This window comes from Frankia sp. CcI49, from assembly GCF_001983215.1.
Classification (GTDB): Bacteria; Actinomycetota; Actinomycetes; order Frankiales; family Frankiaceae; genus Parafrankia; species Parafrankia irregularis.
This window is the reverse complement of the sequence record NZ_MOWP01000036.1, coordinates 74,757-95,547: the sequence shown is the minus strand read 5'-3', so window position 1 is coordinate 95,547 and position 20,791 is coordinate 74,757. Positions and strand designations below refer to the sequence as shown.

The 20,791-nt window shown below is 71.5% G+C and carries 15 protein-coding genes; 6 read left to right on the top strand and 9 right to left on the bottom strand.

Going from position 1 to position 20,791, the window contains the following annotated elements; all coding sequences use genetic code 11:
* Positions 1-26: 26 nt before the first annotated feature.
* The 5 genes from CcI49_RS31710 to CcI49_RS31690 form a co-directional block, all read right to left on the bottom strand.
* On the bottom strand, positions 27-1,979 hold the full coding sequence (locus CcI49_RS31710; protein ID WP_076832789.1) for a GMC family oxidoreductase N-terminal domain-containing protein: 1,953 nt from the start codon (positions 1,977-1,979) through the stop codon (positions 27-29).
* Between the two features lie 43 nt (positions 1,980-2,022).
* Positions 2,023-2,811: an ABC transporter ATP-binding protein gene (locus CcI49_RS31705; protein WP_241840357.1), complete on the bottom strand. Its 789-nt coding sequence runs from the start codon at positions 2,809-2,811 to the stop codon at positions 2,023-2,025.
* On the bottom strand, positions 2,808-3,575 hold the full coding sequence (locus tag CcI49_RS31700) for an ABC transporter ATP-binding protein (protein ID WP_076832786.1): 768 nt from the start codon (positions 3,573-3,575) through the stop codon (positions 2,808-2,810). Before CcI49_RS31700 ends, CcI49_RS31705 begins: the two co-directional genes overlap by 4 nt.
* Entirely contained in the window at positions 3,565-5,769 is a 2,205-nt protein-coding gene (locus CcI49_RS31695) for an ABC transporter permease (RefSeq protein WP_076832782.1), read from the bottom strand. Before CcI49_RS31695 ends, CcI49_RS31700 begins: the two co-directional genes overlap by 11 nt.
* A 90-nt stretch (positions 5,770-5,859) precedes the next feature.
* Entirely contained in the window at positions 5,860-7,119 is a 1,260-nt protein-coding gene (locus CcI49_RS31690; RefSeq protein WP_054571206.1) for an ABC transporter substrate-binding protein, read from the bottom strand.
* 268 nt (positions 7,120-7,387) lie between these two features.
* Here CcI49_RS31690 and CcI49_RS31685 point away from each other — a divergent pair, with 268 nt between their 5' ends.
* Together CcI49_RS31685 and CcI49_RS31680 are read left to right on the top strand one after the other, a co-directional pair.
* On the top strand, positions 7,388-8,077 hold the full coding sequence (locus CcI49_RS31685; RefSeq protein ID WP_076832779.1) for a TetR/AcrR family transcriptional regulator: 690 nt from the start codon (positions 7,388-7,390) through the stop codon (positions 8,075-8,077).
* A 195-nt stretch (positions 8,078-8,272) separates the two neighbouring features.
* Positions 8,273-13,249: a diguanylate cyclase gene (locus CcI49_RS31680; RefSeq protein WP_076832776.1), complete on the top strand. Its 4,977-nt coding sequence runs from the start codon at positions 8,273-8,275 to the stop codon at positions 13,247-13,249.
* A gap of 79 nt (positions 13,250-13,328) precedes the next feature.
* On the opposite strand, the gene CcI49_RS31675 is transcribed toward CcI49_RS31680, so the two are convergent.
* Positions 13,329-13,973: a TetR/AcrR family transcriptional regulator gene (locus CcI49_RS31675; protein WP_235498460.1), complete on the bottom strand. Its 645-nt coding sequence runs from the start codon at positions 13,971-13,973 to the stop codon at positions 13,329-13,331.
* A gap of 58 nt (positions 13,974-14,031) precedes the next feature.
* On the opposite strand from CcI49_RS31675, the gene CcI49_RS31670 reads away from it, so the two are divergent.
* Positions 14,032-15,270: a hemerythrin domain-containing protein gene (locus CcI49_RS31670; protein ID WP_076832773.1), complete on the top strand. Its 1,239-nt coding sequence runs from the start codon at positions 14,032-14,034 to the stop codon at positions 15,268-15,270.
* A 212-nt stretch (positions 15,271-15,482) separates the two neighbouring features.
* On the top strand, positions 15,483-16,040 hold the full coding sequence (locus tag CcI49_RS31665) for a gluconokinase (protein ID WP_076832769.1): 558 nt from the start codon (positions 15,483-15,485) through the stop codon (positions 16,038-16,040).
* Between the two features lie 31 nt (positions 16,041-16,071).
* On the opposite strand, the gene CcI49_RS31660 is transcribed toward CcI49_RS31665, so the two are convergent.
* Positions 16,072-16,851 (bottom strand): TSUP family transporter, encoded by a 780-nt coding sequence (locus tag CcI49_RS31660; protein ID WP_054571201.1) that lies wholly within the window; start codon positions 16,849-16,851, stop codon positions 16,072-16,074.
* A gap of 633 nt (positions 16,852-17,484) precedes the next feature.
* On the opposite strand from CcI49_RS31660, the gene CcI49_RS31655 reads away from it, so the two are divergent.
* The gene (locus CcI49_RS31655) at positions 17,485-18,381 is read left to right on the top strand and encodes an alpha/beta hydrolase (RefSeq protein WP_116437556.1); all 897 of its coding nucleotides are present in this window, start codon (positions 17,485-17,487) and stop codon (positions 18,379-18,381) included.
* Positions 18,382-18,517: 136 nt separating this feature from the next.
* Here CcI49_RS31655 and CcI49_RS42805 read toward each other — a convergent pair whose 3' ends face one another.
* Both CcI49_RS42805 and CcI49_RS31650 read right to left on the bottom strand, forming a co-directional pair.
* Complete coding sequence (locus tag CcI49_RS42805; protein WP_198955697.1) at positions 18,518-18,787, bottom strand: hypothetical protein; 270 nt, start codon at positions 18,785-18,787, stop codon at positions 18,518-18,520.
* Positions 18,768-19,823: an oxygenase MpaB family protein gene (locus tag CcI49_RS31650; protein WP_198955696.1), complete on the bottom strand. Its 1,056-nt coding sequence runs from the start codon at positions 19,821-19,823 to the stop codon at positions 18,768-18,770. Before CcI49_RS31650 ends, CcI49_RS42805 begins: the two co-directional genes overlap by 20 nt.
* 107 nt (positions 19,824-19,930) lie before the next feature.
* Between CcI49_RS31650 and CcI49_RS31645 the strand changes: the two genes are divergently transcribed.
* Positions 19,931-20,695: a TetR family transcriptional regulator gene (locus tag CcI49_RS31645; RefSeq protein ID WP_241840355.1), complete on the top strand. Its 765-nt coding sequence runs from the start codon at positions 19,931-19,933 to the stop codon at positions 20,693-20,695.
* Positions 20,696-20,791: the final 96 nt, after the last annotated feature.

The following is a 20,791-nucleotide window of genomic DNA, read 5'->3' as shown; positions in this document are numbered from 1 at the left end:
GGGGGTCCGTCAGGCAGTGCCGCCCGTCACGCAAGCCTGGCGGCCAGTCGTCGGGCATTCATGTAGGCGATCGCCTCGATGGAGACCATGGGATTAACTCCAGGCGAGGTGGGAAAACAGGACGCATCCGCCACCACGACATTCGGCAGCTCCCAGATGCCGCCATCCGGGTTGGTCGCGCTCATGTCCGGGGCGTCACCCATTCGCGCCGTACCCATGATGTGCAACGCCGCGATCGAGCATTCACCCGGACCATAACCCGCATTGTGGCAGGCGGCAACGAATTCACCGTGTGACCCGCGCCGGCCCGGTTCATAGGATGGGCCGGCCTGATGAGCCGAGTATATCCGGTGTGCTCCCGCGGCCTCCAGAATGCGGGCGGCGCCCTCGATTCCCGTCTTCACGTGCGCGGTGTCGTGGGCCGAAAGCCGATAGTGCGGCACGGGTTCACCGTCCCGCCCGACCCGGACCTCACCGGGATCGCGGTCACGGGTGATGATGCCGACTCCCGCGGTGTGCGCGAGATCCTTCATCGCGGCGAGGTGTGCCCCGCCGCCCCGCCAGTTCATGAAGCCCTGCAGGGCGCCCGGGTTGCCCGGGCCCGTCTCGTAGATCACGCCGTACCCGTCGCCGTCGAGGTCGCCGTGCTCCAGGGAGTAGCGCGTCTGCATACCGCCCTCCCAGGGGCGGATCGGCTCGTCGAACACGCCCCAGACGGCGGTCGCCGGGTGCAGCCGCAGGTACCGGCCGATGTTCGGGTTGGACAGGCCCGACCGGCGCAGCAGCGCCGGTGTCTGGATGGCGCCGGCGGCGGCGACGACCGCCCGGGCACGCACCTTCACCGCGTGGCCGTCCGGGGTGACACCCTCCACGCCGACGGCGCGGCCGCCCTGCACGTCGATGCGGCGGACGTCGACGTTGACGACCAGCCGGGCACCGTGCGCCTGCGCGTCCGCGAGCCAGGTCTTCGTGACCGACTGCTTGGCACCGAGGCGACAGCCGAGACCACACCGCCCGCATTCAACGGCCATGTCACAGCCGGTGACGTTGCGCGGCAGCGCGTCGACGTGCCAGCCGAGCGCGGTGAGCCCGCGTTCGAGCACCGCGTCCCGCGCCGAGGGGAGGCTGTGGTCGGTGTTGACCGACAGCCGCTGGTTCACCGCGTCCAGCGCCTGCGTGAACTCGTCGTCGTCGAACTGCTTGGCGCCCAGCCCCGCCCACTCGGCCCGGATCCGCGGCGGGGTCGGCAGCGACGTGGACCAGTTGACGACCGTCCCCCCGCCCAGGCAGGAACCCGCGACCAGGGCGACCTGGCCCTCCGCCGTCGTCGCCGGCCCCGCCGCGTACATCCGGCTCAGGCCCGACAGCTCACCGCCGTCGAAGTCCGCGTCGTCGTAGTACCCGCCGCGTTCGAGGACGACGACGTCGAGGCCGGCACCGGCGAGCACCCCGGCCGCGGTGCCGCCGCCCGCACCCGACCCGACGACCACCACGTCACAGTCGAGGGTGGTGTCCGCGGTGGGCGTCAGCGGCGCGAGCGGGGGGCGCGGGGCACCGTCGCGCGGGCCCAGCGGGCCGGGGTAGCCGATCGCCTCCCACGCCGGCGACGAACCGGTCGGACCCGGGGCGAAGTAGTACGACGAGGTGGCGAGCATCCGCAGGGCCTGGAACAGCACCCGCTTCCGCTCCGCCGGCGACTCCCCCAGCCGCAGCAGGATGTCCTGCCGGGCGGCGGGGTCGAGGGTGGAGAACCGCCTCGGCCCCGCGCCGAGCAGGAGGCCACCGAGGCGGGTGTCCCACACCGACAGCAGCGTCGCGAGCTGCCGACGGTCCGCGGCCCGGGGCAGGCCTGCCGCCACCGCCTCGGCGATGTCGACCGCACCGAGGGCGCTGGCCGGCGGGAGGCCCGCGCCGTCGCCGGGCGCGAACGTGTCGCAGATGGCGGCGAGCGCTGCGCGCTGTCTGGGTCTGAGTGTCATGCCCCGGTCCCGGAGGTGTGGTGGGTGTCGTCGGCCGGCGGCATCAGCGGCCGAAGTAGGCGCGCTGGATCTGTTGACGGTCCTCGCGCAGCGCCGCCGCCGGGCCGCTCAGGGCGACCGAGCCGTGGTGGAGGACCACCGCGCTGTCCGCGATCGACAGCGCCTGGTCGATGTGCTGCTCGACCAGCACGATCGCCAGGTTCGTCTCGTCGGCGAGCTGGCGCAGCGTGGGCAGGATCGCCTGGATCGCGATCGGGGAGAGCCCCATGCTCAGCTCGTCGATGAGCAGCACCCGGGGCTTGCGCATGAGCGTGCGCGCGATCGCGAGGCTCTGCTGCTCACCGCCCGACAGCAGGCCGCACCGGCGCCTGAGCAGCGGCCGCAGCTGCGGGAACCGCTCGAGCGCCTGGTCCAGCTCGTCGCGGCCGCCGGCGAGACGGAGGTTCTCGGTCACGGTCAGGCGGTGGAACAGGCCCCGGTCGTCGGGGATCAGGCTGACGCCGGCCCGCGCGGTCCGTTCGACCCGGCCGCTGACGGGGGCCCCGAGCGCGGTGACGGTGCCGCTCAGCGGGGTCAGCAGGCCGGCGGCGGCGAGCAGGGTGGTCGTCTTGCCGGCACCGTTCGGGCCGAGCAGCGCCAGGATGTCGCCCGGGTCGACCCGCAGGTTCACCCCGCGGATGGCGGGCACGCCGCGGTAGCCGGCGCTGAGGTTCTCGATCACCAGTGCCGGCTCGACCGCCGGGTCCGTGGCCGTGGCGGCGGCGGTCGCGGTCGTGCTGGCGGTCGCGGTCTCCACCGAGGTCTCGGTGTCGGCCGGGGTAGGTGTGGTCATGCCACCGCGCTCCCGAGGTAGGCGGCCACGACACGCTCGTCGGCACTGACCTCGGCGGGGGTCCCCGTCGCGATGATCCGGCCGAAGTCCATGACGTAGACGCGGTCGCAGACGTCCAGGACGAGGGTCATGTCGTGGTCGATGAGCAGCACGCCGAGGCCGCTCGCGGACAGCCGGCGCAGCTCGCCGCCGAACGCCACGCTCTCCTCGGTGTCCAGGCCCGCCGCCGGTTCGTCCAGCAGCAGCACCTGGGTGGTGCCGACGATCGCGCGGGCCACCCCGACCAGCTTCTGCTGGCCCAGCGTGAGCTGGTCGGGCCGGTGCTCCGCCAGCTCCGAGAGCCCGACCAGCTCCAGCGCGTTCCACACCGCCTGGTCGGTGCGCCGGCGGCGGCCGAACACGTCGGTGAGCGCGCCGCGGACACCGCCGCCCTCGACCGCGACGATCAGGTTCTCGGCGACGGTGAGATCACCGAAGAGCTCGCCGGCCTGCCAGGTACGGGCCAGGCCGGCGCGGCGGCGCCGGTGCGGGCCGGCGTCATCCAGGCCGGTGCCGCCCAGCTCGACGGTGCCCGTGTACCGGGTGAACCCGGTGATGGCGTCGACGAAGGTCGTCTTGCCTGCGCCGTTCGGACCGATGAGGCCGACGATCTCCCCACCGTCCACGGCGAGCGTGATCTCGTCGTTGGCCCGCACGCCGCCGTAGTGGACCGAGACGCCGGTGGCGGTGAGCAGGCGCTGCTTCGATTCGGGTTCAGCGGGCATCGGCGGACCTCGCTGCTATGGACGGCGCCGCGTCGCCCGCCGTCACGGTGTCGGAGGTGGAGCTGGTGGAGTCGGTGGAGCCGGTGGAGCCGGTGACGGTCGCGGCGCTGGTCGCGGCGGTTTCGGCCGAGGAGGCGGCGGGGGCAGCCGAAACAGAGCCCGCTGAAACGGAGCCGGCGGTGACGGAGCCGGCGGTGATGGGGCCGGCGGTGATGGGGCCGGCGCCGGTGGCCAGGGCGGGCGTTCGGCGTGGGAGCCTGGCGCCGAGCCATTCCTGGAGGGGACCGCCGTCCGGCGGGAACACCACCGCGCGCAGCAGCATGCCGAGCGCGGCGATGAGTGTGTAGTACTTGCTGAGGTCGAGACTCTGGTTCAGGAAGAGATAGAGGACGCCGAGCGGCCCGGCGAGCCCCGCGATGACGGCGCCGGTGATGGTGGTGATCCCGCCGACGTACGTCATCGCCAGCACGGTGAGCCCGACCAGCACGGTGAACGACGCCGCGGAGAGCTGCCCGCTGCTGTAGCCGATCAGCCCGCCGCCGATGCCGGCGAGGAACGACGCGATCGCGAACCCGAGCAGCTTCGTCGCGGCCACGTCGACCCCGGCGCTCGAAGCCGCCCGCTCGTTGGAGCGCACCGCCAGGAATGCCCGCCCGGTGGCTCCGCCGAACAGCCGTGCCACCGCGATCAGCAGCAGCACCACGACCGCCAGCACCAGGAAGGAGAAGCGCAGCGTGATGATGTTCGTCCCCTCGCGAACCGCCAGCGAGTAGCCGAACAGGGACGGATCCTTGATCAGCGCACCCGAGTACGGGGTCAGCGACGGGTTGTTGAAGACGAAGGCCTCGATGGCGAGTGCCGCCGCGACGGTGGCGACGGCGAGCTGCGCGCCGCGGATCCGCAGCGCGGGAACACCGACGACGACCCCCAACAGGGTCGACACGACCGCCGCGAGGAACAGCGAGAACGGGAACGGCACGCCCGCGTTCGTCGTCAGCTTCGACAGCGCGAACCCGGCGGCACCGGCGAAGGCCATCGTGGCCAGGGAGATCTGGCCGAGGTAGCCGGTCAGCAGCACCACGGAGACCGCGATCAGGGCGAAGATCGCCGACATCACCAGGCTGAACCGCCACGTGCCGGACGTCAGCGCGATGACCAGCCCCGCGGCCACGACGGCCCCGGTCACCGGCAGTGGCCGCAGCCGCGGCACCGAGACCCGAGGCAGGCGCCCCACCCCGGCGCTGCCGCGCTCGGGAATGCTGCGGCCGAGCGCGAAGAGGGCGATGACGACGATGACGAACGGAATGGCGTCGCCGACCCCGGCCTGCGCCCAGGACGGCCACCAGTCCTTGGTGGTGAGGAACAGCAGGATCTGCTGGAGCGCGCCGAGGCCCAGGCCCGCCGCGCAGACGGTGCCGATGGAGGTGAGGCGGCCCACGAGGGCGACGGACAGCGCCGGGACGACGTAGAACATGTAGCTCGTCGGGTCCAGGCCGCCGATGGCCGGCGCCGCGAGCACCACGATCAGCCCGGAGACGAACCCCGTCGCGCCCCACACCAGCGCCGCGAGGCGGTCCGGTGAGTAGCCCAGCAGGCGCAGCGCGCGCTCGTCCTCGGCACCGGCCCGGGTGGCCGTCCCCATCCTCGTGAACCGCAGGTAGGCCCACATGCCCGCGGCGATCGCGATGGCGATGCCGGCGAGAATCAGGTTGCTCACCGCGATGGTGGCACCGGCGAGGGTGAAGGTGTCGGACGGCAGGATCGGCATCGGGATCAGGACGGTCGGGTCGAGCCCCAGGGTGTCGGCGTCGAACCGCAGGGTCACCAGTGCCTGCAGGAGCAGCATCATGCCCACCGACGCGACCACCTGCCCGAGGACAGGCGCCCGGCGCAGCGGGCGGAACACCAGGAAGTGCGCGAGAACCGCCCAGACCAGGCAGCTGGCTGCGCCGATCAGGAGGGCGGGCACCGTGTCCGTCGGGCCGTCGGTGAGCTTGAAGCTCCCGACGGGCAGGACCAGCGTCCCGTTGGCCTGCAGGGCCGCGGTCTGCCAGACGCCCCACAGCGCGAGCGAGCCCTGCGCGAAGTTGATGATGCCGGTCGCGACGTAGATGCTGACCAGCGAGGACCCGAGCACCGCGTAGACGGCGCCGGTCGAGAACCCGAGAACGGCGAACTGCAGGATGTCGCTCATGAATGCGGCGTCACAATGGTCATCGGCCGAACCGACGTCCGCACCGCGCTTTCCGGTGCGGTGCGGACGTCTTGCTCCTTCCGTTCAGCTTCAGCTCGCGCCCGGAATCGCGGAGAGGATCTGCGGGGACGGAACGATCCAGGTGTCGCCCACCGGCTTCAGCGTCAGGTCGTCCTGAACGCTGAACAGCAGCATCTGGGTGGTGCAGTTCGGGCTGGTCGGCTTGCCGCAGGTGGCCGGCGAACCGAGGAAGGTCGGGAAGTCCTTCAGGCCCTTGAGCGTGGTCAGCACGGTCTCACCGGTGAGCCCGTCAGCTGACGGCGCGGTCGCGAGGCCGGTGGCGAAGTCCACCACGGTGGCGAACTGGCCGTAGGCGAAGAAGTCCTTCGACCCACCGGCCGCCTTGATTTCCTTCGCCGCCGTCTCGAGCTGCTTGCCGGCCTCCGCCGGGGCGTACTTCTCCGAGCCCGGCAGCCAGCCGGGGGCGTACATCATCGCGCCCGGGGCGTCCTTGGGTGCCGCGTCGATGAAGCCGGTGCAGGCCGCGAGGAAGACGCCGCCCTTGTACCCGAGCGACCGCAGGTTCCTGACCAGCTGGGTGCAGACCGACTCGTTGGGCGAGGCGACGAGCCCGGCGACGTCAGGCTTGGTGGAGACGATCGTCGAGGCCAGCGCGCTGAAGTTCGGGTTGGTGGCCGAGAAGTAGACCCCCTCCGCCTTCAGCCCCAGGGCGGTCGCGAGCGGCTTGAGCTGGTTGTCCACGGTGTTGTGACCGGACGGCGTGTCCACCAGGGTCATGGTCACCGCGGTCATGCCCTGGGCCTTGAAGCCCTGCAGCGCGCCCACGAGGAACGAGGCCTGCGGCGCGCCGAAGAAGACCCGGCCGTCGGCCTTGCTGCCCGTGATCTGGTCGAACGCGATCTGGCCGACCAGCGGAATCTTCGCGTCGACGAGAATGTCGACACCTGCGCTCGAGCTGTAGTTGAAGCCGTCGAACGCCGCGACGACCTTGTCCTGCACGAACTTGTTGGCACACGAGATCGTCTTCTCGGGCGTGCCGTCGATCGGGCAGCTGACGACCTCGAGCGGGTGACCGTCGACCCCGCCGAGCTCGGTGTTGACGTACGAGACACCGGCCTTCATGCCGGCGACGGCGCCGGGGAGTGTGTTAACCCCGCCTTCGGGGCTGAAGAAGCCCACCTTGATCGGTGTGCCGGTCGCGGTGTTCTGGCCCGTCGACGCGTCGTCCGAATCCTTCGAATCGCCGCCGCAGGCCGCTGTCACCGTGAGCACGAGGCCCAGTGCCAGACCGACGGCAACCCTTGATCGCTTCCGCGCGATTAATCGCATGAAGTGCCCCGCTTCTCGATGCCAGCTCGTGTGACGCGGCGCCCCCGCACCCGGCCCCACCCTCGGCCCCTCGGTGTGAAGCGCGTCACCGGCCAGGAAGTTAGACCAAAACTGAGGATGACGTCAACCTCTTGATTGGAAGCGGCCGAACACGCTTGACTGGGCGGGCTGCCCCGCCGCGACATCCGGGCTCGTACCATCGCTGCAGCTTGCGGAGGCGTCCAGACCCGCCCGCGCCAGATCAAACGACGACGAACGAGGAGTGGTTGTGCCGACGCCTACCGCTGGCCGGAAACGCGGGAACACTCCGGAGAGCCCCCGGCGAACCCGCAACGACCCTCGGCGCGAGACCACGCCTCGGCGGCTCGCCGAGGCGGCCCGGGTCGTCTTCGAGCGGGACGGGTTCTACAACGCCCGGCTCTCCGACATCAGCGCCGAGGCGAAGGTGGCCTCCGGAACGCTGTACAACTACTACCGGTCCAAGCACGACCTGCTGCACGAGGTCATGAAGGACGTCTCCGCCGAGCTGACCACCCTGGCGCCCGATCACGTCAGCACCCAGCTCGACCCGGCCGGCAGCGTCGAGGAGGTCAACCGGGCCTACATCGACGYCTTCCAGCGCAACGTCCACGTGCTCCGCGCCGTGTACCAGGCCCGTGACGACGACGATCGCCTCAAGGCCCAGTGGCACGAGGTCGCCGAGCACTTCCAGGGCAGGGTGACCAGGGCGATCAGCAGATGGCAGGCGGCCGGGCTGGCCTATCCCGACCTGGATCCGCGGCACACCGCGCACGCGCTGACCCTCATGGTCGAGCGGATGGTCATGGCCTGGACCTACGAGGGCGCCGACTACGACCGGGAGATCCTGCTCGACACGATCAACAAGATCTGGGAGCGGTCGCTCGGGCTCCCCGAGCGCGGGACATCACCGGCCTCGACCCGGGCCACCTCGGCATGAGCTGAGCCCAGCGCGCCGCCTGGGCGAGGATCCGGCGGGAGATCCCCACCAGGCCCGCATCACCTGCGCTCGAAGCGACACACGCCCCGAGCCACACCCCCCGGCGCTCGCCGGCGACCGCGCCCGTTGGTTCCGTTGTGTTTGCGGGCAGATTAGACAGGTGAGCTGGTCGTGGTGCGGCGTAAGGGCGAACACATGGCTGCCAGGCGGATGACCCCGGGCCGGGATCCGCCGACGGTGACGGCGCGATCAGTGCTGTTGCACGCCTCGGACCGGACCCGGGTCAGCCGGGTCGTGCTGCCGAAGGGACCAGTGATCCAGAAGGAGCCGCTGGGCCCGGATGCACAGCAGCGGTTGCGTCACGAAACAGAGATCCTCGAACGGCTGGCGGGAGTCGAGGGTGTCGTTCAGCTCGCCTCCGGGCCGGCGGGGTGCACGGGATCGATCCTGCTGGCCGATGTCGACGGCACCGCGCTGTGCCCACAGGACACCCCGCTGGAGCCGGACCCGCTGATCGCTCTCGCCGAATCGCTGGCCCACGCGGTCGCGGGGATGCACCACCGGGGTGTGATCCATCGGGATATCTGCCCGGCGAACATCGTGGTGGCCGCGGAAAGCGGGGCGCCCTACCTGATCGACTTCGCGCTCGCCACGACGTGCCCGGTGGTCCGCCCGGAGCCCGGATACCACGGCGCGACCGTCGGGACCCTGCCCTACCTGGCACCGGAGCTGATCGGGCGGACCGGCCGCCCGGTCGACCAGCGAGCCGACCTGTACGCGCTCGGGGCCACCCTGTACGAGCTGGCCACCGGGGCGCCGCCGTTCGGCACCGGGAACCCGTTCCGGATCATTCATGATCATCTCACTCGGGTCCCGACGCGGCCGGGAACAGTCAATCCGTCCGTGCCCGCCGGCCTTTCCGTCATCATCATGCACCTGCTGGAGAAGGAACCCGACGACCGCTACCAGTCGGCCGACGGGCTGGCGCACGATCTCGCGCTGGTGCGTCGCGGCGCGATGGCGGTGCGCCCCGGCGAGCACGATCTCCCGATGCGCCCGCTGGCGCCCTCCCGGCTGGTCGGCCGCGACCGGGAGGTCGACGAGCTGGACGCGGCATTCGCCAAAGCCATCACCGGGGGCTCGCACGGGGTCCTCGTCACGGGTGCGCCGGGCGTCGGCAAGACGTCCCTGGTCAATGCGCTGCGACCGATCGTGGCCGGCGACAACGGCTGGTTCGTGGCGGGCAAGTTCGACCAGTACCGCCGTGGCCAGGACTATGACGGGGTCCGACAGGGGCTGCGCGCACTGGGCCGGCTGTTGCTGGCCGAGCCCGAGGACTACCTGGCGCAGGTGCGGGAGCGGATGCTGCGGAGGTTGGGTTCCAACGCCGGCCTGGTCACGGCCACCGTGCCGGAGCTGGCAGCGCTGCTGAGGGTTCCCCCCGAGCCCGGAGACCCGATGACGGCRCAGGTGCGGCTGTCCCGTACGCCGGTCGAGGTGCTGCGCGCCGTCGTCTCAGCCACGCGGCCGGTGGTGTTCTTCATCGACGACCTGCAGTGGGCCGAGCGTACGCCGCTGAGCTTCATCGACCTGGTGTTCAGCGGTGAGGAGCGGATCGCCGGGCTGTTGCTGGTCGCCGCGTACCGGGAGAGTGACATCGACGCCGCTCATCCCCTGGCGCCGATGCTCGCCCGCTGGTGCGGCCAGCGGACCGGCCCGCAGCGCCTGCGGCTGCGCGCCCTGTCGCCCGCGGACCAGACGTCCATGGTCGCCGACATGCTGCACCTGGCTCCGGAACCCGCCGCGCGGCTTGCCCGGGCGGTCGCGCCGTCGACCGGCGGCAATCCGTACGACGTCGTGGAGCTGCTCAACTCGTTGCGGCGCGACGGCATCGTGGCTCCGGGTCCGGGCGGATGGCGATGGGATGCGGCGGTACTGCGCCGCCGGCTCGACCGGGTGGAGGTGACCGCGCTGCTGGCCGCCCGGGTGGCGACGCTGCCACCGGACACCGCCGAGCTCCTGGCGGCGATGGCGTGCCTCGGGGGCCAGGTGGAACTGGATGTCCTGGCAGCCGCGACGGGGCTGCCGGCGGAGGAGGTCGAGCGGCTGCTCACGCCCGCGCTGGCCGACGGTCTGCTGGTGCGGGAGTCCGACGGCCATCCGAGCGTCCGTTTCCACCACGACCGGACGCGGGAGTCCGTGCTGGGCGGCCGTCCCGCGAGGGAACAGGCCACCCGGCGGCTGCGCCTGGCGCGTCGGCTGGCGGCCCGGCCGGAGCTCTTCGCCGCGGCAGCCGAGCAGTACCTGCCGGTGGTCGACGCCGTACAGGGAACCGAGGAACGACGGGCGGTGGGCGCGCTCTTTCTCCGCGCCGCGGAGCAGGCGAAGCTGCTGAGCAACTACCCGCTGGTGGAGCGGTTCCTGGCGGCGGCGGTCGAACTCGTCGACCCCGCCGACACCGACCACCTGATCGCGGTCCTCACCGAGCGGCAGGCCGCGCTGTACAGCCTCGGCCGGCTGGAGGACGCAGACGACACCTACCGGACCATCTGTCGGCTGTGCACCCGGCCGACGCAGCTCACCTCCGCCACGGTGGTGCAGGTCATCAGTCTCACCAACCGGGGACGCGCCATCGAGGCGACGCGGCTCGGCCTCGGCCAGCTGCGGCGCCTCGGCGTCTCCGTCCCGGGCGAGGACGCGGTCAGCGCCGAGACCGACCGTGGCCTTGACGAGCTTCCGCGGTGGCTCGACACGACCAGCGAGGCAGATGACCTTCGCAAGCCCGGTGTCACCGACCAGAACGAGCTCGCTGTCATCCGGCTCGTCAACCGGCTCATGGTCGCGACGTTCTTCTGCGACCAGACGCTGATGGCCTGGCTGAGCATCAAGATGCTCGAGATCTGGGCGCAGCGCGGCCCGGATCGCACCCTGATCGGCCCGGTCAGCCACCTCTCCATCGTGTCCATTGTCCGCAGGGGTGACTACCGCACCGGGCACCGCATCCTGCAACGGATACTTGCTGTCGGGAAAACCCTGGGCTACAAGCCCGAGATCTGGCAGGCACAGTTCATCTATGTGATCACCAGCAGCCACTGGTTCGCGCCGCTGGAGGACATTCCGCCCCAGGGCCGTCAGGCGCTGGAGGGCCTCGTGCGGGGCGGCGACCTGCAGAACGCCTGCTGGGTCCACCAGGCCCTGCTCGGTGCGCTGTTGGACAGCGCGCCATCACTGGATGTCGTCGCCGCGGCGGTCGACGAGGCGCTGGCGTTCGCCGCGCGCACCGGCAACAGACACGCCGAGGGAGCGTTCCGGGAATACCTGCGGCTGATACAGGCGCTGCGCGGCGAGGCCACCGAATCGGCCGGTGACGAGGCGGCCGAGCTGAGCCTGTTGGCCGGCGACCCGTTCTCCGTGGCCAACCTGCATGCGGCCCGGGCACTCCTGGCCACGATTCTGGACCGCCCGGCCGACGCGGCACGCCACGCCGCGGCCGTGGTGCCCTGCAGGTTCGCGATCGAGACGAACTACTCCGCGGCGGTGGCGCGGCTGACGCTCGCGATCGCCCTGGCGGCCCAGGTACGGGCCGCGGATGCGCAGGATGCGGGTGCGCAGGATGCGGAGCAGCACGACACCCCCCTGCGCGAGCTCGACACGTCGATCGAATGGCTGGCCGCGCGCGCGGCCGACGCACCATCCAACTTCCTGCCTCTGCTGCGCCTGGTGGAGGCGGAGCGGGCGTGGGCCGTCGGGAACTTCCATGAGGCGGCGTACGCGTTTGACGTGGCGCTCAGGGAGGTCTCCGTCCGGATCCGCCCGTGGCACCGGGCCCTCGTCCTGGAGCGCGCCGCACGCTTCTACCTGGCACATGCCATGGAGGAGGCCGGCCATGCGCTCCTGGCGACCGCCCGGCGCCAGTACCTCGAGTGGGGCGCGACCGCGAAGGTCAGCCAGCTCGACTGGGCCTACCCGGGGCTGCGGAGCAGCACCCTGGCCGAGATCACGCCCGCGACCCAGGAGCCGACCGTCGCCTCGGCGGCGGAGCGGCCCGGCCGCCGCTCGGCGGTGGCGATCGGCACCGTGGACCTGCTCGCCGTCGTCGCCGCCTCGCAGGCTCTCAGCTCCGAGACCAGCGTCGCCGGTCTCCAGACGAAGGTCGCGGGCATTCTCTCCGAGATGACCGGAGCCACCAGCGTCCATCTGCTGCTGTACGACCAGGAGCAGGACACATGGCTGGTGCCGACCGACTCCGGCGACACCATCACGCTCTGCGAGGCCGGCCGGCGTCGCGTGCTGCCGTCCTCCGTCGTCCGCTACGCGGCCCGTACCCACGAGCCCGTCGTCGTCGCCAACGCCGCGCGGGACGACCGCTTTGCGCGTGACGCCTATTTCGCCGGCCTCGAGCACTGCTCGCTGCTCACCATTCCGATCACCATCCGACGCACCCTGCGGGCGATGCTGCTGCTGGAGAACCGGATGATCCGTGGTGCGTTCTCCACCGAGCGCCTCGAGGGCATCATGCTCATCGCCGGGCAGCTCGCGGTCTCGCTCGACAACGCCCGGGTCTACGCGTCGATGGAACGCAAGGTGGCCGACCGGACCAAGGAGCTGGCCGCGACGAACAGGCAGCTCGCCGCCGCGAACCGCCAGCTGGAACGGCTGTCGGTCACCGACCCGCTGACCGGGCTCGCCAACCGGCGGCGCCTCGGGGAGGTCCTGAAGGCCGAATGGCAGCGCGCCCGGCAACACGGCACACCCATCGCGCTCGCGATGATCGACATCGACCACTTCAAGCTCTACAACGACCACTTCGGGCACGCCGCCGGTGACCGATGCCTGCAGCGCGTCGCCGCCTGCATCGAGAGGAACGTCGGCGACGCGCTGCTCACCGCGCGCTACGGCGGGGAGGAGTTCACCGTCGTGATGCCCGACACCGACCTGGTCACCGCGGCCCGTCTCGGCCGGCGCCTCTGCCGCGCGGTGGAGGACCTCGCCGAACCACACCCGCTGACGGCCGAGTCGATCATCACCGTCAGCATCGGGGTCACCGCGGCAACCCCCGCCGACGACGATGGCGAGACACCAGGCGACGGCGTGGCCACCCTGACCAACGCCGCGGATGCCGCCCTGTACCGGGCGAAGAACGGCGGGCGTAACCAGGTGAAGGCGGCCTGACCCGGGACCTGCCGGGGAGCCGCGGCACGCCGCCGATCAGGTGCAGATCGGGTGCCGATCGGGTGCTGTGGGCCTGGGCTCACGGCAACAGCAGCGCGGCGGCCGTCCCCTCGAACCACGCGGCGACCGAGGCCTCGTCGCGGTCGGGTTCCGCCTCGTACAGCAGCCAGGCCGTGTACCAGTTGCACGCGGCCCACAGGTGAGTGGCCGCGCACTCGACCGTGAGCCCGGGGCGTAGATCACCGCGCGCGGCCACCGCCTCGACGAACAGGCGCATGTCCTGCAGCCGGCGCCGCTCCTGCTCGTGCCAGGCCGCCGCGATGGCCTCGTCCTGGGCCGCGGCCTGGACGTAGGCGCGGCTGATGGCGGCGTAGCTCCTCGCCCGGCGCCCGGCCATGACGCCGAACAGTCGCACCTGATCACGCTGGTCCTCGGCGTCGAGCGCGGCGCGGAAGGACTCCTCCTGGGCGAGTGGGGTGTTCTCACCCGCGACGACGGTCCGCTCCAGCGCCAGCTCCAGCAGCCTGGCCTTGGGCGCCAGCCCGTAGACGGACTCGACGGCCACCCCGGCCTTCGTGGCGATCGCCTGCATCGTCGTGCGGGCATAGCCGTCCGCGCAGAAGAGCTCGACGGCGGCGTCGAGGATCGCGGCGCGGGTGGCCTGGGCCTGCGCGGCGCGGTGCGGCGAGCGGTAGGCGCGGGTCGGCTTCACGACCAATTTCACTCCAGTCGACCTGGGTTCAATACCGTCACCCTACAACGATCTCAGGGAGGACGTTCCCATGGCCAATCCGAACGCCTATCTTCTGATGCACGACGGCATCCGCCTGGAGCTGCGTCGCATCGCCGACTTCGCTGCGTCGCTCGCCGCCGGCCGCCGCGTCGCCGGCCCGGCGCAGCTCACCGCGCTGCGAGTGCACGTGAGCGAGGCCCTCGACGCCCTCCACCACCATCACGTCGCCGAGGACGACCATCTGTGGCCCCTGCTGCGCCAGCGCGGCCTCGGCTCCGGCGACCTCGACACCCTCGACGCCCTCAGCGCCGACCACGACCGGCTCGATCTGCTGATCCAGCGCCTGCGCACGACGCTGGCCGACCTCGCCGGGCCGGCCGAGAGCTCCGGACGTGCCAGACCCAACCGACCCGCCGGCCCCACCGGCCTCACCGGGAACAACCGGAACGACGGGAACGACGGTTCGAGCGTGGCGGCGCTCGCCGCGATAACCGCCAGCCTGCACAGCCTCATGGCCGAGCACCTCACCACCGAGGAGGCACTGGTCGTGCCGGCCATCGAGGACCGGATCTCCGACGACGAACTGACCCAGCTCGAGAAGCGGATGAGCCGGGGCGCGAAGATGCGGCTGTCGTTCGTGCTGCCGTGGCTCGCCGCGGCGAACCCCGAGCGCGCGGCGGACGTCGCCGCCGGTCTCGGGCCCGTCCTGCCGCTCCTGCTCGCCGCGAGCCGTTCCGGCTACCAGCGCCGCCTGGCCACCGCCTACGGAGACCTCGTGGTCGACCCGGGCCCGGTGCTCCTGCGCGGCTCCGCCGAGATCTTCGTGCCCGCGCCGGCCGACCAGGTGTACGCGGCGGTGGCCGACGTCGTGGGCATGGCCCACCACAGCCCCGAGTGCTACCGGTGCGTCTGGCTCGACGGCGCGTCCGGGCCCGCCGTGGGCGCCCGCTTCCGCGGCTGGAACCGTTCACGCGGGATGCGCTGGTCACGCGAATGCGAGGTGGTGACCGCCGAACCGGGGCGGGAGTTCGCCTACCGCACCCGGCGGACCAGGAGCAAGCCCGACAGCACGCTCTGGCGCTTCCAGCTCCGCGCGCATGACGGCGGCACCCACCTCACCCAGACCTTCGAGCTGTCGCCCTCCGCGCTGGTGCTGCGTTTCGAACGGCTCAGCGGCCGGGACGTCAGCACGCCCGTCGCCATGCGCCAGACGCTGGAGCGGCTGCGCGACGAGCTGACCCGCCGGCCCGCCGACGTCGACGCGGCCCGCCCGCTGATCGGTGTCTGACGGGGGCCCGGCGGGCGCATCCGACCATCGCCCGGGATGATCAGGAGCGATCGAGGCGGGGTGAATCCGGAACTCGCCCCTCCTCGCCGACCCGTGCGGACGGCAGACTGTCGCACCGGCCACCGGGACCGGGCCCGTTGGCGCAACGAGTTCCGCCGGTGAGGAGAGACGTGACCCTGTCTGGACGCGCGCGAAGGACCATCGTCGTGGTGATGGGGGTGAGTGGCAGTGGCAAGACCACGGTCGGCCAGCTGCTCGCGGACCGGCTCGGTGTCGACTACGCGGAGGCGGACGCGTTCCATCCAGCGGAGAACATCGCCAAGATGAGCTCGGGGCAGCCGCTGAACGACGAGGACCGGCTGCCCTGGCTCGCCTCCATCGCCGTGTGGATCACCGACCGGCTGGCCGCCGGCGACGGCGGCGTCGCGTCCTGCTCGGCGCTGCGGGCCCGCTACCGCGACGTTCTCGGCCGGGGCGGCCCGGGCACGTGGTTCCTGCACCTGGACGCGCCCCGCGAGCTGATCGTCGAGCGCGTCTCCGGCCGGCGGGACCACTTCATGCCGGTGTCCCTCGTCGACTCCCAGTTCGCCGCGCTGGAACCGCTGCGCCCCGGCGAGGCGGGCATGGCCGTCGACGCGTCACTCCCGGTGGACGAGATCGTGAACCGCGCCGTCGACGGGCTCACCGCCTACTGGGCGTCGACGCGGCCCGAACCTCCGCCAGGCTCGTTGCCGCATCTCCCCGTCCCGTCGCACCGCGCGCCTCGGTGACGCCGCCGCGCGGGGACCAGGTCGGCTGCGGTCAGGTGGCCCGGGCGAAGTAGAGGATCGCCAGCATGATCGCCAGGGCGCCGAGGAGCAGCCGCAGGGCGGCGTTGGGAAGCCGCGGCTGCAGCCGGGCCCCGAGGTAGCCGCCGAGCAGGCCGCCGAGGCCGCAGGCGAACCCGAGCGCCCAGTGCGGGGCGATGCTGCCGGGCGCGGCCAGGGCCAGCAGCGCGTACGTCACCGCGCCGGCGATCGAGGTGACGAGCGTGGAGGCGAGCGTGGCGGGCGCGACCTGCGCGATCGGCAGGCCGCGCCCGACGAGGATCGGGCCGAGGATGGAGCCGCCGCCGATGCCGTAGAGGCCGCCGACGAAACCGACGACGGTCGCGAGTGGCCTGACCGCGCGCAGTCCCGGCGCGGCGGCGTGCGCGCCGCGGGGTCGGGGCGGGCGCAGGGTGCGCACGCACAGCCAGGTCCCGAGCGGCAGCAGCAGGCAGGCGAGCAGCAGGCGGAACACCCCCGCTCCCGGGGCGAAGACGACCCGCACGACAGCCCCGAGCACCACCCCGGGCAGGGTGCCCACGACGAGCCGGCGGGTCAGCGGGCCGGCGAGCTGTTTCTGCTGCCGGTAGCGGAGCAGCGATCCCGGCGTCGCGATGACGTTGAACAGCAGGTTCGTCGGTGTGACGGACGGGTTCGGCACGGACAGCAGATCAAGCTGCACCGGCAGGAGGAACATCGCGCCCGAGACACCGACCGGAGCGGTGAGCGTCGCCAGCACAAGCCCGGCGACGAACCCGGCGAGGAGCACGCTCACCCCGGCCGCCCCTCCCGCGCATCCCGACCCGCCACATCCTTCATGCGTCATTACCTGGGCGTTCACGGGTCTCCCGCGCAGCTGTGAGGTATCCCCCGCCTTCACATCGGCCCCCGAGGGCTGCTGCCTGCCAGCGGCTGACAGGACGATGAGGCGGCGAGGCTGTCCGGCCGGCACATCCAGCCACCCCGGATGCCGGCCGCGCACCGCCCCACGCTCCGACCGGAGGGCTGAAATCCCGGCCACCTCTTGTCAGGCGTTACCACCGGAATTTCCAGTAATTCCCGCGGTGAATGGTTGACGCGGCGCACTCCTCCGGTCATGCTGATCAAACTAAGCAAGCGCTTGCCAACCAGCGCGACGGCCGCCCCTGCCCCAGGGCGGCCACCACCATCACGCCGGCTTCTCGGGCACGCACGTCCAGCGCCGCACGAATACCCCGGCGCCCCTTCCTAATTTCAGGAGCCGCAGGTCCACCAGGACGCCCAACCGGCGTTCGCGCACACCTGAGCATGTTCACGGATTTCCGCCGAAACGTCGCGTCATCACCGACTGCCCGCGTATCGGCGTCTTTGTGCTGGCCGCGACCAGGTCCGGTCGCGGTTCGGAGAACCCACGACGAGAGGATTTCTCATGCGCACCGGGAAAATGCTGGGGAAAGCCCGTAGAAAGCTACGGCTCGCTCTTGCGAGCACCGTCGCGGCGGCGTTATGCGCCGGCGTCGTGGCCGCGGCGCCGGCCGCGCAGGCCGACGTCAACCCCTATGCGAAGGGGCCCAACCCGACAGAGGCGAGCGTCACCGCGACCACCGGTCCGTTCGCGGTGACGACCTACAACATCTCGTCCCTGGTCGCCGGCTTCGGCGGAGGCACCCTCTACTACCCGACCGACACCAGCCAGGGCACCTTCGGCGCGATCGCGCTCTCGCCCGGCTATACCGCCAGCTGGTCCAGCATCTCCTGGCTCGGCCCGCGGCTGGCCTCGCAGGGGTTCGTCGTCATCGGTATCGAGACGAACACGGTTCTCGACTATCCACCGTCGCGGGGTGACCAGCTGCTCGCCGCGCTCGACTGGGCGGTGGAGGACAGCCCGGCCGCCAGCCGGATCGACCCGAACCGGCTCGCCGTCGGCGGCCATTCCATGGGCGGCGGCGGTTCACTGGAAGCGGCGTCCGACCGGCCTTCGCTGAAGGCCGTGCTGCCGCTGGCCCCCTGGAACACGGACAAGACCTGGAACGAGGTCAGCGTCCCGACGCTCATCATCGGCGGCGAGGCCGACACCGTCGCCCCGATGAGCACCCATTCGACACCCTTCTACAACTCGCTCGGCGGCGAGAAGAGCCTGCTCGAACTCAACAACGCGAGTCACTTCTTCCCGCAGGCGGCGAACAGCCTGGTCGCCAGGATGATGATTTCCTGGGCGAAGCGGTGGGTGGACAACGACACCCGCTACACCCAGTTCCTCTGCCCCGGCCCGACCGCGAGCGCCCTCGGGGACGTCGAGGAGTACCAGGCCACCTGCCCCTTCTGAGATAATCCGCCCACATATCCAGGAAACCACTGCTCCCGACCATGGCCGTGACCTGAGAAAAAAGACGTCATGCGTGTTGGCCGGACAGCGGGAACGGCGTCTGGCCAACACGCATTCCGGTCGCCCAGAAACTCACTCATGACGGCAGGGCGCCGACCTCCGGCGTGGCCGCGCCGAACATCACCCGCTGGTTTCGGCGCGCGAATCGGCGACTGGCCCGTTCGAGGTACCGCCGCCCGGCGGCGGTGCGCACCAGCAGACCGGAGCGCACCAGGTTCGCGGCGACGATCGGCGGCACTGCCCAGGGCACGGCCGAGGGCAGGCCGAGATCACGCAGCCCCTGCGCGCCGAGAAAATACCGCAGCATGCTGAGCAGGCGGGCCCGCTCATAGCGGTTGCGCAGCACCGTCAGTCTGCCCCGGTCGCGGGTGAGCTGGCCTTCGACGAGCGCACGGGCCAGCGCCGGGCCTGCCGAGGTGGGCTCGGCCTGCACCAGCACAAGGTGATAGTTGTGCCGGTTCTGCTCCTGTTCGGTGTCGGAACAGCCAGTCCTCGTCGACGCCCATCAACCAGCCCACGTACTTCCACAGGTGCATGACCGCACGCGACTGGTCCGCGGTCACGATCCAGCCGAGCGCCCGGATTCCGAGCAGCAGTGTGCTGTTGAACAGCCCGAGAGTCGCCGACGCGTCGGTCTGGTTGATGGGCAGGCCCCAGCGGTCGGCGTCCCAGCGGCCGTTCGTCTCGAACTCGTGGTTCACCAGCGCATGCATGACCCGTACGTGGACGGTGGCCACGAAGCCCGCCCCCGTCTGGCGCATCCCGTTCGGCTCCAGCACCGACAGCGCCCACTTCTGGGTCTCCCCGAGCCGACGCATGGCCGTGGCGCCGACCAGTCCGCCGGTGGCGACCAACAGGTCGGGGGGCCCGCCGAACCGGTAGCCGCCGATCAGCGCGAGCTGCAGCATCACGTCGTCGACCGAGCGCCCCATCTCCCGCATGATCCGCGCACCGCGCTCGACCCGGTCGAAGTCGACCCACTCCGGTACCGCGTCGACCACGGCGAAGAAGCGGGCCAGCGCGGGCGGCGGGTCGTCGACGGCCCCGATCCCGTGGTGCAGCGCCTGGCGCAGCTGGGCGAAGGTCACCCGCTCGGGATCGTCCCGGGTGCGCAGGCGCCGGCCGATCTCGTGCAGGAGCTCCTCGTCGTCCGTCTTCACCCGGGCCACCCTCCGCAGCGGGCGCGCGATTCGGTGCGACCGCTCGGGTGCGGACCGGAAGCGTGCCGGGTAGTCGCCCGGCACGCTGCCCGATGGCGACATCTCGGTCGCGGTCGTGATCTGGATGGGTGTCCGCGCTGTCGTGGCCGGCGCCGCGACGACGACAGCCTGCGGTGCGGTGGCCTGCGCCGCGGGCGGGACGGCGGTGTTGCACGCGGTCACGCGAAGGATCATGGACGGATGTTGACACGACTAACCATTCGTGTTCAATTCGCGTCCGTGCCCTCCCCCTCACCGCCACAGACCGGCCCGCAGGCCGGCGTCACCCAGTGACCGGCAAGCCGTGGGTGCCCACCCGCAAGGAGCCGATGCGCCGGGCACCACGCCAGGACCGGTCCCGCGCCATGGTCGAGCGCATCGTCACCGCCGGGCGCGAGATCCTGCTGGAACGCGGCTACGAGCGCACCAGCACGAGCCGCATCGCCGCCCGCGCCGGCATCAGCCCCGGATCGCTCTACCAGTACTTCCCGAACAAGGAGTCGATTCTCGACCGGGTCGTCGAGGTCTACGCCGAGCAGCTGCGTGCTCGCATTTCACACGCCTTCGTCGCGAACCTCGGCACCTCGGTGCCCGAGATGGTCCGCGCGAACATCGTCGCACTGCTCGACGCCTTCGAGGAGGACTCCGGGCTGCTCCGGGTCCTGTACCAGCTGCCCGAGACGGTCGACGTCCAGCGGGCCGGCTTCGAGCGGCACATCGACGAGCTGGTGACGGCGACGCTGGCGACGCTGCTGCCGCGCCTGCCCGGCGAGGGTGCCGCCCCGGAACCCACCCGCGGGACAGCCTGGACATCCGAGGTAGCCGGGACGCCCGAGCCCGCCGGGACGTCCGAGCCCGCCGGGACGTCCGAGACAGACAGAGATGTCGGAGCGGCCGGGAGTGCCCGCGCGGTGGGAACCGTCGCCTGGATCCTGGTGCGCACGGTCGAGCACGTCACGATTCGCTACGTCCTCGACCAGCCGCCCATCCCGCGGGCGGAAATCGTCGACGAACTCACCGCAATGATCGTCATCTACCTGCGGCAACGGGTCTGAAAGCGAGATGTTCCTCGGCTGGGGAGGACTGGAGCGCGCCGGTGCCCGTCCGGGTGATGTCACCATGGGACGGACCCGCGGCCGATGAGGGTGGAC